Annotated in this window: 14 protein-coding genes and 1 tRNA gene; 5 read left to right on the top strand and 10 right to left on the bottom strand. The window is 65.0% G+C overall.

What is annotated here, in order from left to right; all coding sequences use genetic code 11:
* Nucleotides 1-83: 83 nt before the first annotated feature.
* A complete protein-coding gene (gene msbA / locus KUD94_RS07670) occupies nucleotides 84-1,856 on the bottom strand; it encodes a lipid A export permease/ATP-binding protein MsbA (RefSeq protein WP_218236359.1) in 1,773 nt (590 codons plus the stop codon).
* A gap of 119 nt (nucleotides 1,857-1,975) precedes the next feature.
* On the opposite strand from msbA, the gene tolB reads away from it, so the two are divergent.
* From tolB to KUD94_RS07645, 5 genes are all read left to right on the top strand, one after another.
* Nucleotides 1,976-3,268 carry a Tol-Pal system beta propeller repeat protein TolB gene (gene tolB / locus KUD94_RS07665; RefSeq protein ID WP_218236358.1) on the top strand — a complete coding sequence of 431 codons (1,293 nt, stop codon included), beginning with the start codon at nucleotides 1,976-1,978 and terminating at the stop codon, nucleotides 3,266-3,268.
* A 70-nt stretch (nucleotides 3,269-3,338) separates the two neighbouring features.
* Complete coding sequence (gene pal / locus KUD94_RS07660) at nucleotides 3,339-3,845, top strand: peptidoglycan-associated lipoprotein Pal (protein ID WP_218236357.1); 507 nt, start codon at nucleotides 3,339-3,341, stop codon at nucleotides 3,843-3,845.
* A 13-nt stretch (nucleotides 3,846-3,858) separates the two neighbouring features.
* On the top strand, nucleotides 3,859-4,614 hold the full coding sequence (gene ybgF / locus KUD94_RS07655; RefSeq protein ID WP_218236356.1) for a tol-pal system protein YbgF: 756 nt from the start codon (nucleotides 3,859-3,861) through the stop codon (nucleotides 4,612-4,614).
* A complete protein-coding gene (locus tag KUD94_RS07650; protein WP_218236354.1) occupies nucleotides 4,611-5,405 on the top strand; it encodes a ThiF family adenylyltransferase in 795 nt (264 codons plus the stop codon). Before ybgF ends, KUD94_RS07650 begins: the two co-directional genes overlap by 4 nt.
* Before the next feature lie 19 nt (nucleotides 5,406-5,424).
* Nucleotides 5,425-5,500 (top strand) — tRNA-Lys (locus KUD94_RS07645).
* 350 nt (nucleotides 5,501-5,850) lie between these two features.
* On the opposite strand, the gene KUD94_RS07640 is transcribed toward KUD94_RS07645, so the two are convergent.
* From KUD94_RS07640 to KUD94_RS07600, 9 genes are all read right to left on the bottom strand, one after another.
* Nucleotides 5,851-6,483, bottom strand: a complete 633-nt coding sequence (locus KUD94_RS07640) for a hypothetical protein (protein WP_218236353.1) — start codon at nucleotides 6,481-6,483, stop codon at nucleotides 5,851-5,853.
* A 212-nt stretch (nucleotides 6,484-6,695) separates the two neighbouring features.
* A complete protein-coding gene (locus tag KUD94_RS07635) occupies nucleotides 6,696-8,816 on the bottom strand; it encodes a bifunctional DNA primase/polymerase (RefSeq protein ID WP_218236351.1) in 2,121 nt (706 codons plus the stop codon).
* On the bottom strand, nucleotides 8,813-9,094 hold the full coding sequence (locus KUD94_RS07630) for a hypothetical protein (protein ID WP_218236349.1): 282 nt from the start codon (nucleotides 9,092-9,094) through the stop codon (nucleotides 8,813-8,815). Before KUD94_RS07630 ends, KUD94_RS07635 begins: the two co-directional genes overlap by 4 nt.
* Nucleotides 9,091-9,468 carry a helix-turn-helix domain-containing protein gene (locus KUD94_RS07625; protein WP_218236347.1) on the bottom strand — a complete coding sequence of 126 codons (378 nt, stop codon included), beginning with the start codon at nucleotides 9,466-9,468 and terminating at the stop codon, nucleotides 9,091-9,093. Before KUD94_RS07625 ends, KUD94_RS07630 begins: the two co-directional genes overlap by 4 nt.
* Nucleotides 9,465-9,713, bottom strand: coding sequence for a hypothetical protein (locus KUD94_RS07620; protein WP_218236346.1), 249 nt, complete (start codon nucleotides 9,711-9,713; stop codon nucleotides 9,465-9,467). The genes KUD94_RS07625 and KUD94_RS07620 overlap by 4 nt, the downstream gene beginning before the upstream one ends.
* A gap of 10 nt (nucleotides 9,714-9,723) precedes the next feature.
* Nucleotides 9,724-10,251 (bottom strand): AlpA family transcriptional regulator, encoded by a 528-nt coding sequence (locus tag KUD94_RS07615; RefSeq protein WP_255568649.1) that lies wholly within the window; start codon nucleotides 10,249-10,251, stop codon nucleotides 9,724-9,726.
* A 241-nt stretch (nucleotides 10,252-10,492) separates the two neighbouring features.
* Entirely contained in the window at nucleotides 10,493-10,786 is a 294-nt protein-coding gene (locus KUD94_RS07610) for an addiction module antidote protein (RefSeq protein ID WP_218236344.1), read from the bottom strand.
* On the bottom strand, nucleotides 10,783-11,106 hold the full coding sequence (locus tag KUD94_RS07605) for a type II toxin-antitoxin system RelE/ParE family toxin (protein WP_218236342.1): 324 nt from the start codon (nucleotides 11,104-11,106) through the stop codon (nucleotides 10,783-10,785). The genes KUD94_RS07610 and KUD94_RS07605 overlap by 4 nt, the downstream gene beginning before the upstream one ends.
* A 98-nt stretch (nucleotides 11,107-11,204) precedes the next feature.
* Entirely contained in the window at nucleotides 11,205-12,515 is a 1,311-nt protein-coding gene (locus KUD94_RS07600; protein WP_255568647.1) for an integrase, read from the bottom strand.
* Nucleotides 12,516-12,517: the final 2 nt, after the last annotated feature.

Here is a 12,517-nt window from a genome sequence, read left to right as displayed (position 1 = left end):
GCAAAAAAGAGCTGGTAGCGTAGTGCTACCAATGGTTTCAATGTGAAACTGGTTTGAAATCGGCTTGCCGCTTGCGCGAGAAGCTATGCTTTTTTTGAGGTCTGCAGGCGCGCATACAGCCCGCCTGCGGCCATCAGCTCGGCGTGCGTGCCTTGCTCGACGATGTGGCCTTGCTCCATCACCACCACGCGGTCGGCGTGTTCTATGGTCGACAGCCGATGCGCGACGATGAGCGTGGTGCGCCCGCGCATCAGGCGCTGCAGCGCGTCCTGCACCAAGCGTTCGGAATGCGTGTCCAGCGCCGAGGTGGCCTCATCCAGCAGCAGCACCGGCGCGTCCTTGTAGAGCGCGCGCGCAATCGCCAGGCGCTGGCGCTGTCCGCCCGAGAGCTGCGCCGCGTTGTGCCCGAGCTCGGTGTGCATGCCGCGTGGCAGGCTGGCCACGTGCTCGGCCAGATTGGCCGCCTCCAGACATTGCTGCACGCGCGCTTCGTCCACCGCCTCGCCCAGCGCCACGTTGGCGGCGACGCTGGCGTTGAACATCACCACCTCTTGCCCGACCAGCGCGAACTGCCGGCGCAGCGCCGCCAGGCGCCAGTCGGCCAGCGCAACGCCGTCGAGCGTGATCTGCCCGCCGTCGGGCTCGATGAAGCGCGCCAGCAGATTCACCAGCGTGCTCTTGCCCGAGCCCGAAGGCCCGACCAGCGCCACCACCTCGCCGGGCGCCACCTGAAGGCTCACGCCGTCGAGCGCCGGCGTCTGCCGCGCGTCGTAGTGCACGCGCACCGCGTGCAGCGCGATGGCGCCGCGCGCACGCGCCGCCTCGTGCGCGCCCTCGGTCTCGGGCTCGGTGTCTTCGAGCAGGCGCAGGCCGCGCTCCAGCGCCGCCGCGCCGCGGGTGATGGGGTTGGCGATATCGGCCAGGCGTTTGATCGGCGAGATCAGCATCAGCATCGCCGCGATGAAGGCGGCAAAACCGCCCACGCTCACCGCCTGGCCGCCGCTGCTGCGCCCCTGCCACAGCGCGATGCAGATCACCGTGGAGAGCGCGGCCGCGGCCAGCAGCTGGATCGCCGGCGTCATCGCGCCCGAGGCGACCGTGGACTTCATCGCCAGGTGGCGCAGACGCTCGCTGAGCGTGGCAAAGCGCTCAGCCTCCTGCGCCTGTGCGCCGTGCAGGCGCACCATGCGATGCGCCAGCACGTTCTCTTCCACCACGTAGGCCAGGTCGTCGGTGGCGCTCTGGCTGCTCTTGGTGATGCGGTACAGCCGCCGCGACAGCGTGGTCATCACCCAGGCCACCGCCGGCACCATCACCGCCACGATCAGCGTGAGCTGCCAGTTCAGATACAGCAGATAGCCGAGCAGCGCGAGCACCGTGAAGCCATCGCGCGAGGCACCCAGCAACGCCTGCACCAGCACGGTGAAGCCGTTTTGCACCTCGTAGACCACGGTGTTGGACAGCGCGCTGGCCGATTGCTCGCCAAACACGCGCATGCGCGCTACCAGCAGGCGCTGAAACAGCACCGCGCGCAGGCGCACCATGCCTTCGTTGGCAATGCGCGCCAGCGCGTACTTGCCGCTGAACTGCGCCAGCCCGCGCACCAGGAAGACGCCGATGATGGCCACCGGAACCAGCCACAGCGGCAGCGACCCTTCGGTGAAACCTTCATCGAGCAGCGGTTTGAGCAGCGCCGGAATCAGGGGTTCGGTAGCGGCGGCGACGATGGTGGTGAGCAGCGCCACCGCCCATTCCAGCCGCTGGTCGCCGAAGTAGGGCTGCAGCCGCCGCAGCCGTGCACGCAGCGTCGGCGCCGGTGCGCCCGCAGGGCCGGCCGTAGAATTGTCGCTTTGCATTGCGGGCAAATTCTACGTTGGGGTGGTTCAGGGGGCGGCACAGTTTGTCACATGGTTTGCTGCGCCATGTGTAACATCCAAGGCTTTGTCTCCAGGCTTTTTTCGAGTCGAACTTGGGCATGATGCTTGACCACTCCCTGTCGCCGCGGCCGTCGCGCCGCGACCTGATCGCCGCCGGCCTTGCGCTGGGGAGCCTCCCCGCGCTGGCGCAGTTTCGCGTGGAAATCACCGGTGTCGGCCTCACGCAACTGCCGATCGCGATCGCGCCGTTGCGCGGCGAAGAGGCGGCGCCGCAGAAGATCTCGCGCATCGTGCTGGCCGACCTGGAGCGCAGCGGCCGCTTCGTCGGCATCGACGCCTCGGGCGCCACGCTCGACGAGGCTTCGCGCCCCGACTTGTCGCTGTGGCGCGAGCGCAAGGCCGACGCGCTCAGCGTGGGCAGCATCACGGCGCTGGCCGACGGGCGCTTCGATACCCGTTTTCGTCTCTGGGACGTGGTGCGCGGCGAAGACCTGAGCGGCCAGAGCTATGCCGTCACGCGCGCCGACCTGCGCCTGGCGGCGCACCGCATCTCCGACTACATCTACGAAAAACTCACCGGCGAGCGCGGCGTCTTCTCCACGCGCATCGCCTACATCACCAAGGTCGGCAGCCGCTACAGCCTGTGGGTGGCCGACGCCGATGGCGAGAACGCACAGTCCGCGCTCTCCAGCCCCGAGCCCATCATCTCGCCCGCCTGGTCGCCCTCGGGCACGCAGCTGGCCTACGTGTCCTTCGAGTCGCGCAAGCCCGTGGTCTACGTGCACGACATCGCCAGCGGCCGTCGGCGCCTGATCGCCAACTTCCGCGGCTCCAACAGCGCTCCCGCCTGGTCGCCCGATGGCCGCACGCTGGCGGTGACGCTCAGCCGCGACGGCGGCTCGCAGCTCTACACCATCAGCGCCAACGGCGGCGAAGCCACGCGCCTGATGCAAAGCGCCGGCATAGACACCGAACCCACCTACGCCAGCGACGGACGCATCTACTTCGTGAGCGACCGCGGCGGTTCGCCGCAAATCTACCGCGTGGCCGCCAGCGGCGGCGCGGCCGAGCGCGTCACCTTCCAGGGCAACTACAACATCTCGCCCTCGGTCAGTCCCGACGGGCAGACGCTGGCCTACATCACGCGCAGCGGCGGCGCCTTCAAGCTGCAGGTGATGGACCTGAAATCGCACACCAGCACCTCCATCACCGACACCAGCGCCGACGAGCGTCCGAGCTTTGCGCCCAACGGCAAGCTCATCGTCTACGCCACGCGCAACCAGGGCAAGGAAATGCTCATGACCACCACCCTGGACGGCAAGATCAAGGCGCGCCTGGCCGGGCAGGGCGGTGACATCCGCGAACCCGCCTGGGGCCCGTTCCAGAAGTGAGTCTTTTCTTTTCCTGTCCTTTTCATTTCATCCACGAGAGTCCAAAGTGAAACACCTCAAGTTCAGTCGCATGTCCCTGGCCCTGATCGCCACCGCCCTGGTGGTTGGCTGCAGTTCCGGCGTCAAGCTCAACGACGTGCCGGTCACCGACCAGGGCGCGGCCTCCACCAGCAACAACGGCGGCAGCCAGAGCGCGGTTGCGCCGGTGGACCTGAACGCCACCCAGGGCACGGCCCAGGGCCCGGTGGGCGTGGCCCGCGTGATCTATTTCGACTTTGACAGCTACTCCGTCAAGCCCGAATACCAGTCGGTGCTCGACGCCCACGCGCGCTACCTCAAGAGCAACAACGCGCGCCGCGTCACCCTCGAAGGAAATACCGACGAGCGCGGCGGGCGCGAATACAACCTCGCCTTGGGCCAGAAGCGCGCTGAAGCCGTGCGCCGCGCCCTGGGGCTGCTCGGCGTGCCCGAGGCGCAGATGGAAGCGGTGAGCTTCGGCAAGGAAAAGCCGGCCGTGCCGGGCAACTCCGAAGATGCCTACGCGCAAAACCGCCGCGTCGAGCTGAGCTACCACTGAAAGGGCGCAGCGCATGCAAGCGAAGACTTCCCGCTGGTGGCTGGCCGTCGCATGCGCACTGCTGGCGCTGGGCTCCAGCGTGAGCCACGCGGCGCTGTTCGAGGACGACGAGGCGCGCCGGGCCATTTTGGAGATGCGCCAGCGCATCGACCAGATGCAGCAGAACTCGGGCGGCGATGCGGCGCAGTTGCGCCGCAGCGTGCTTGACCTGCAGTCGCAGATCGAGACGCTGCGCGCCGAAACCGCCGAGCTGCGCGGCCAGAACGAAAAACTGCGCCGCGACCTGAGCGAGCTGCAGCAGCGCCAGAAGGACGTAGCCACCAGCGTGGACGAGCGCCTGCGCAAGTTCGAGCCCGAAACCGTGCAGGTGGACGGGCGCGAATTCAAGGCCGAACCGGCCGAGAAGGCCGACTACGAAGCGGCGCTTGCCGTCTTTCGCACCGGCAAGTTCGCCGAGGCCGCCAGCGCCTTCCAGGGCTTCATGGGCAAGTACCCGAAGTCCGGCTACCTGCCTTCGGCGCGCTTCTGGCTGGGCAACGCCCAGTACGCCACGCGCGACTACAAGAGCGCGATCGACAACTTCAAGGCGCTGCTGGCGGCCGCCCCCGAGCACGCGCGCGCGCCCGAGGCGGCTCTGTCGATTGCCAACTGCCAGGTCGAGCTCAAGGACACCAAGGCCGCGCGCAAGACCCTGGAAGATCTGATTCGCGTCTACCCCCAGTCCGAGGCCGCCAGCGCCGCCAAGGAACGCCTGGCCCGCCTGAAGTGAGCGCAGCGGCCCCGCAAGGCGTGGACGTGCAGCGGCGCTTTGGCGCGCTCGAGCGCCTGTACGGCGTGGCCGGGGCCGAGCGCATCCGCGCGAGCCACGTGGCCGTCGTCGGCATCGGCGGCGTCGGCTCCTGGGCTGCCGAGGCACTGGCACGCAGCGGCGTCGGCCGCCTGAGCCTGATCGACATGGACCACGTGGTCGAATCCAACATCAACCGCCAGGCCCACGCGCTGGACACCACGCTGGGCCAGGCCAAGGTGCGCGCCATGGCCGAGCGCATCGCGCTGATCCACCCCGCTTGCACGGTGCACTGCGTGGACGACTTTGCCGGTCCGCAGAACTGGCCCCGGCTGCTGCCCGAACCCGCCGATGCCGTCATCGACGCCTGCGACCAGCTCAGCGCCAAGGCCGCGCTGGCCGCCTGGGCGCTGCAAGGCAGCGGCGTCTTCATCAGCGTGGGCGCCGCCGGCGGCAAGCAGCAGGCCGAGCGCGTGGAAGTGGCCGACCTGGCCCAAGTGAGCCACGACCCGCTGCTGGCCAAGCTGCGCTACACCCTGCGCCGCCACCACGGCGGCGCGCGCGGCGACACGCCCATAGGCATCCCCTGCGTCTTCAGCCGCGAAGCCGTGGCCGCGCCCGACCCCTCCTGCGCCGTCCAGCAAAGCGACGGCAGCCTGAACTGCCACGGCTATGGCTCCAGCGTGGCCGTGACCGCCACCTTCGGCATGACCGCCGCGGGCTGGGTACTGCGCACCTTGGCCCGGCCGGAGCAGCGCAAAAGCTTTCTATAATCGACGGTTTTCTTCGCCCGGGTCGTTAGCTCAGTCGGTAGAGCAGCGGACTTTTAATCCGTTGGTCGCGCGTTCGAGTCGCGCACGACCCACCAAGGCAGACAAAGAAAGCGCGCTATGTAAACAATAGTGCGCTTTTTTCTTGGTGACAGTCTGGTGACAGTTTTTGGCTTGATGAACTCTGTCTCAGCCCCGCCGCATGTTGTCCAACCGCAACTGCATGCGCCCCAGCTTGGCATTCATTTCGGTGAACGACACCAGCACCAGCGCATCATGGCGCGCCTGCAAGCCCTCGCGCGCGCGATGCGTGGAGCAAACTCACCCCCGCACCACGTCGCGCAGCCGCTGCATTTCTGCCAATTCCGCCCGCACCTCTCGCGCCAGCGCCCGCAGCATGGCACGGCGCCCGCCCTTGTAGGCGTTGCGCGATACCGTCGCCTTGCCTTCAGGGCTTTTCGGGCCGGTGCTGCGCTCCCACGGTCTCCATTGCCGGATCAATTCGGCTTGCCGCTGTCTGCGCTCGGGTGTCCAAGACGTTGCCATGCTGCTGCTCCAATAGTTTGTCTGGTTCGCTTTGGGAATTGCCCGCGCCCGCGATGGATGCGCCGTTGTTGACCTGCTGCGGCCCATGCGCGATGTTCGCTTGCCGGATGTAGGGCATGGGGTTCTTGACAATGGATAGGGTTTCCGCCGTCGCTCGCGCTTGTGCTTGTGCCTTCAGCGCCAGGCGCAGCAATACCTCGATGCCCTTGAATGTGTCCTGCCGCCCTGATTTTTGCGCGAGGGTGTTGAAGAGCAAGTCCAGTGTGAGCATCTGGTTTGACAGCATTCGCTCGACGCGCCTCATGTCGCCTGTCACTACCTCGTCCCCGGCCTTCTTCATCTGGGCCACCAGATCAGACACGTCCAGGTTCTCGCCACCGCCCGAGAATTGCTTCAGGGTTGTCGCAGACAGCGCCCCGCCGGTCACCAGCTTTGCAAGTGTCTGAGACATCGTGTCCTTGCTTTCCTCGACCTTGAAGGCGTTCGGGTCAGGCTTGCCCGGATTGGCGGTCTTGGTGATCTTCTTCGTTGCCATCGTTGACTTCCTCTTTCCAATCAGGTCTTGCCAAGCAGGGAGCTCGACCCTTGCGCGGCCCGTCCGTTCCCGTCCGTTCCCGTTCATTCCCGTCCATTCCCTTGACCATGGGAATGAACGGATGGACAGGAAATGGGCCTTAGTCATTTCCGTCCGTTCCCGTCTTTTTTCCTATAGGGGAACGAACGGAATGGGAACGAACGGAATCGCAGTCAGGCAGCCTCGGAAGTTGCTTCATTTTTTGTAGCGTTCTCAGAATTTTCGGGAACGGACGGAATTGGCTTTTTCCACGCGGCGGGGATGGCACTCTTTTCCTCCGGGACAGGCTTGCCACCAAGCACGGCTTCGTGCTCTTCCGTGCTCAGATTGACGATGAATCTTGCTCGCCTGTTGTTGGTGCGCTCCCGCGTTGGAACTTCAATCTCCACAAGCCAGCGCTCGGACAGCAGTCGCTCGATGCAGTCAACAACCTCGGCGGTCTTGTGCCGCACCCTGGCCTTCACCCCGGCGCGGTTCAGCGGATTGCCCTCTTGCCAGGCAATCTGCACCGCGTCGCGGATTTCCTGCCTCAGTTTTGCCTCCTCGGCCTGAGCGCGTTCTTCCTTTTCCTTCTGCGCCTGCTCTTGGCGCGTGCCTTCGCTTGGGCGGGCGATGGCCCATCGCAGCACGAGCGGCTCAGGATCACCCCATACGTCATAGCCGGTGGTTTCGAGGAAATGGCTTTCAAGCTGTAGCTCAGGCCAGCGTGGCTCAAACCGGCGCTTGCCCAGCACCAGCCAGCGCGTGGCGCTGATGCCATCGCCTTCTTTCACCAGAAACGCGGTGCAGTTCGCGTCGGCTTCCCATGCGCTAGCGCCCCGGCTTGTCAGGTGTTGCGCGTCGCTTCGGTTCAAGTTCTGCTTTGCCAGGTGTGCCACCAGCCAGATGGGCAGCCCGGCAAAGTGTTGTTTCAACGCGGCAACGGCGGCGGATGCTTCGGCGTTGTCGTTCTCGCTTTCCAGCGCAATCGTTGCGGCTTGGGTGTCGAGAACCACGAGCGGCGGCAGCTCCACGTCTTGCACGGTGCGGCTGTAACGGTCGCGGTAGGTTTGCCCCACTTGCACCAGGTACGCGGGCGGCAGGCGGCGCGCGTCAACCAGGTGCAGGCGCTCGCCTATCGTCTGCACGGTGGTTTGCAGGTGCCAGGCCAGCCCGTGCAAAATCCGCGCGGCCTGATGCACGTCTTCGGTGATGTAGACCACTTCACGCCAGTGCTTCGGTGCCAGTTCGCAGCCGTGTTCGTGGATACCAGCGACAGCGCAGGCCAGCGGCAGCAAGGCGGTTGACTTGCCTACGCCGTGCCCTCCTGCAATCAGCGTCAGCCCTTCGGCCATGAAGCCGGGCAACAACCAGCGCGGCGGCTGTAGCTGCTCACCCGGGTTGATGATGCACGCCAGCGGGTGCTCCTCGGGCGCGAGCGCTTCATCATCGTCTTGTCCGGTCCAGGTAGGCCAGACAGGCGCATCGCCGCGCGGCAGTCCCTCATAGCTCGGATGGCTCCTGCCCTCGCTGGCACTCTCTAACGTGGCGCGAATTTCCGCCGGTTGCAGGCCAGCACCCAGCGCAGCGCGTTCCAGAGCTGCACTTACTTGGTGCCAATCCAAGCGCCCGGCCCCAGCCAGCCGCGCAAGGCCGTAGGCGCTGGCGTTCAGGCAGTCATTGCGCGCACCCTCCCCGGCGCTCAGAACGGCGCTTGTGGCGCGTTCTATGGCTCGCTGGGTGTAGGCATCATGCGCGATGCTTTGACGCTGTAGCGGGGCTTCTGAAGGGTTTGCCGGGGCTTTGGTTTTCTCCTCGGTCAGCACGTCCAAAAGCCACTGCGGCGCAGGGGCCGGGCCGCAGTCGTTGAGCACTTGATAGACCCCGCCATCAATGGCGCTCGGTGGTGCCACAAGGTAGCCGCCAAAAGCGCGCACGTCCAAGCCGGGGCGGATGGCGACGCGGTTTTTGATGCGCAGGTGCTCGGGCGCGGTGAACACCAGGTGCTGCCCCCCGCTGGGTGTCTGCACGGTGCGCGTGGCAGGCAGTGGCCCATGGTCTTCTTGCAACGCAGCCAGTGCTGCAAAGCCATCGATGCCGTTCTTCATGTCCACGTCAATCGCGACGAATCCGGGCGGCACGACCATGCCAACGTTCGCGGCAGGCATGCGCTGCCACCATTGCCTGATGGTTGCCTCATCGGTCGTGGCATCCTTCAGGCCGTGAGCGGTCGCTGGCCTCTTGCCATTTGCCATCAGTGGAAACACCGGCCAGCCAGCGGCGGCGAGGCGCAAGGCTTCGTCTTCAATACTCATTTGATGCGCTCCCCCTCGGCAATCGCCCGTGAACGGGTTTCAATCGTTTGCTTGGCTCGCCTGATGGCGCCCTCGCTTTGCGCGCACTTGGGGCACAGCAGATAGACGATGGGCGGGTGCGCCGGGTGATAGGGCTTGTAGGTGCCAACGCACCAGCCGGGTGCGACAGGGCGCATGCGCAGGCAAGCCATGCAGCGGGCGGGGCGCTCATCAGCGTAGAGGTTGCGCCAGGCGGCGGCAACGCCGGTTTGCAGGGCGTGGTCGATGGCGCCAATCATGCGGGCCTCCAATCGGATTTCGCCAGTCTGGCGAGCCCAATGCCGGTCAAGCGATAACGCCCCGGTCGTGAGGGCTTGCCATCGCTGTCCACGGCCTCCACGATTTGGGTGTCGATGGCGTCATCGCCCAGCTTGCCGCGCAATCTGAACACTACGTCAGGCCCGTTCGATGCCTTCGCCACGCGGTCAACTTCCTCGCGCCATAGCCAGGGCATCAGTTGGTTTGCGCGCAGCTCCAGCGCATAAAGTACGCGCGCCTGACGGGGTGACAATCTCAGGCAATTGCCCTTGGGTGTGGTGTCGGTAACAATGGCGCTGTTCGGTTCAGGAATAGCGCTCGGCTTTGTGGTTTCACGGGTCGGGCGCTTTTTCATTTCGCGGCCTCCGGGTGCGCCAGCACAGCAGCAGATAGAACGCGGCGACCATCATTGCGCCACCCCCAGCAATTGCCGAATGTCGGCAGTGCGCCAGGCCAGGCGGCCTTCAGCACGTCCTTGCAGTGCGCGGTATCGGCCACGGCCTGGGCATATTGGATAGCGGCTTGCGCCAGGTGCAGCAGGTCGAGAGGGTTCTGAGCGGGCAGGGCTGCGCCTACCCGGTGTGGGTTGAATTTCTGCATTGCGTTCCCCTCACTGGCCAGCGGCCAAAGAATCAACGAGGGCGCGGATATCGCTCGATTTCCAGGCTACGGCACGCGCGCCTAAGCGCACAGGCTTGGGGTAACGGCCATCCTTCACGCCTTGGAACCAGGCGGAACGGGAAACAGGGAACGTGCTCAGTACTGCTGGCAGTTTGAGCAGCAGAGGATCAACAGATTGAGGGGGCTTGGTGGCAGCGTTGTGCGTGCCGGTGCGGGCGTTGCCGCGTTTGTGTGGCGCAGGGCCGGGTGAGGGGTGTTTGTGTTTGGAACGTAAGCGCCGACAGTCGTCCTCCCCGTCGCCATCGCCGCCATCGTCATCATCCGAAGCAGCCACGTCAGGGCCATCGGTCACGCCAGCGCTTGCGCCGCCGCCGCCAGCTTCGGGCATGTCGTTGGTGATGCTGGGCGCATGGTCGCGTCCGGTGATTGCGCGGTACTCTTTGATGTAGCCGGTTTCATACAAGGCCCGCATAACCTTTTCGTAGAAACTGCGGTCATCGCCCAGCGGCAAGATCATTTTTTCAGCTCGCATGTGGTTCCCTTTCTGCCCATTGCGGGCGTTGTGGGTACTGTGTTTCCATCCATTCATCCACGGATGGCGTCGGCATTCTATAAACCAATTCGATACCCTGCAACACTACATGCAGTGTCTTGGACTGATAAGTATCACTGCATATAGCGTTTACGCACAAAAAACCCGCCATCTAGGCGGGCGTCGTTCTGACCGGGGGAGAGGATCAGGCCAGGGGGAAACGGCCTCACACTGGCGCAACACTCAGGCGCAACCCCACGGCATGCAATACCTTGTTGACCGTCTCCAATGTGGGGTTGCCCTTGTCGCTCAGGGCCTTGAACAGCGTCTTGTCGCCCACGTCCGCGCGCCGGGCCACCTCGGCCATGCCGTGGGCCTTGGCGACGTGGCGCAGCGCCACCAGCAGGGCGGCTGGATCATCAAGCTCCATGGCTGCATCGATGTAGGCTGCTGCCTCAGCCGGGTCTGTCAGCGCCCGCTCCAGGGATGCAGAAAAGCTCTTGTCGGGTGGTGCATTCATGGCCTGCCTCTTTCTTTCCAATCGCTCAGATAGTCAATGGCGCGCGCAATTTCGCGGCTTTGACTGCCCTTGTCGCTACCGCACAGCAGCAGCACCAGCACGGCACCTTGCCTGCTCAGATACACGCGATAGCCCGGCCCATGGTCTATGCGCAGCTCTTGCACGCCATCGCGCAGGGGCTTGCAATCGCCCATGTTCCCGGCTTCTACCCGTGCCAGGCGGGCGCGGATTTTGGCCCTCGCCATTCGGTCGGGCAGCGCATCCAGCCAGCTCTCAAACGGTGCATGGCCTTGACTGTCGGTGTAGATGCGAACATCCATAATGGTATTCTAAAAGATACTGCATTGCGATGGCCTGGGATCATCGCCAGGGGGTTTTGTAGGTTTTGTAGCGTACCCCTTGGGGCATTTTCAAAAATTCATGCCGTCTTGATATGCACCACATTGGCGCTTTGCTCTTGCAGCAGACGCAGCAGCAGCGCCAGGGCATCGCGCTTTTCCTGCATGTAGTCGTGCCCGTCATAGTGCCGCGCCTGCACCCCGGCGATGCCGTGGGACTGCAACCGGCCTCGAATGTCTGAGCTCACGCGGCCACTGGCCAGCAGGGTTTCCACGCCTGAGCGAATGCGCTTGGTCTGGAAACCGTCAATGCCTGCTGCGGTCTCTACTGCCCAATTGCTCAGGGTAGTCGCTGCCAGGTGCGAATTGCCGCCGTCGGTGCTGATTGCATAGATGCCCTCGGGCTGGCACGCCAGGAGCGCCAAGGCAGCCTCGGGGATCAACGGGATGGTGTGCGGCCTGGGGGGCTTGCCCGGCCTGCCCTTGCCGTCGTAGAGGGTGATAGCGCCAGCGTCAATATCAGCGGTGCGCAGGTTGACCAACTGCTCGATACGCTGGCCACCAGTCAGCAGGTGCAGGCGCAGCACGGCTCCTTTGAGCCCCGCCATGGTCTTGATGGCCAGCCAGTAGGCGCGCAGTTCCTCCAGGCTCAGGGGGTTCTTGTCGGCACGATTGGCCGATTCGTCGGGCTCGGTGTCCGCCGCCGGGTTTTGGGTGACGCGGTAGCCCTTGAAGCGTAGCGGGATGCTGGCCTTGGAGCGCGCGGCCTTGGCGGTCTGGTAGGCCGCCCGGACATAGCTGCGCAGCTTGTTTGCCGTGCGGTCTTTGCCCAGATCCACTACGCGCCGCATCATGTCCGCTATCTGCTCGCCGGTCACTTGGTTGGCGGGCAGGCTGGCCACCTGGGGCCATGGCTCCAAGACGTGCAACTTGGTGATGCTGCGCACGTCGGCATGGGACCGGCGGCCTTGGAATTCCAGGTGGTCGGCGTAGTCGCCCAGCAGGTGCTCCAGGGTGAACTGCTGTGCCTCGGCCTGGGCTTGCGCTGCTGCGGTTCTGGCCTGTTGCGCCTCGGCCTTGATGGCCAGGATGCCGCCATCGTCCCGGCGTGCATGGTGCTGCTCAGAAAGCGCCTCAGCCGCGCGCATCGCCGCTTGGATGCTGTAGCCCTTGGCGGTGGGTTTGACGCTCTTGGGCGGTGCGCCGGAATCGTAGATGCCTATGGGCTCCCGGTGCGTCTTGCTCTTGATGGTGAAGCGCCAATAGAACGTGGTCACGCCGTTGACCAGCTTGCGCGCCTCCAGGGTGCCGACAGGGGCGACCTTGCCGACTTTCAGGAACTGGCCAGGCTCCAGGTCGTTGATGCTTTGGCCGATGGTTTTGGAGCTCATTT

The sequence above is a fragment of the Comamonas sp. NLF-1-9 genome, from assembly GCF_019195435.1.
Classification (GTDB): Bacteria; Pseudomonadota; Gammaproteobacteria; order Burkholderiales; family Burkholderiaceae_C; genus Comamonas_C.
This window is presented reverse-complemented; position numbering and strand designations above follow the sequence as displayed.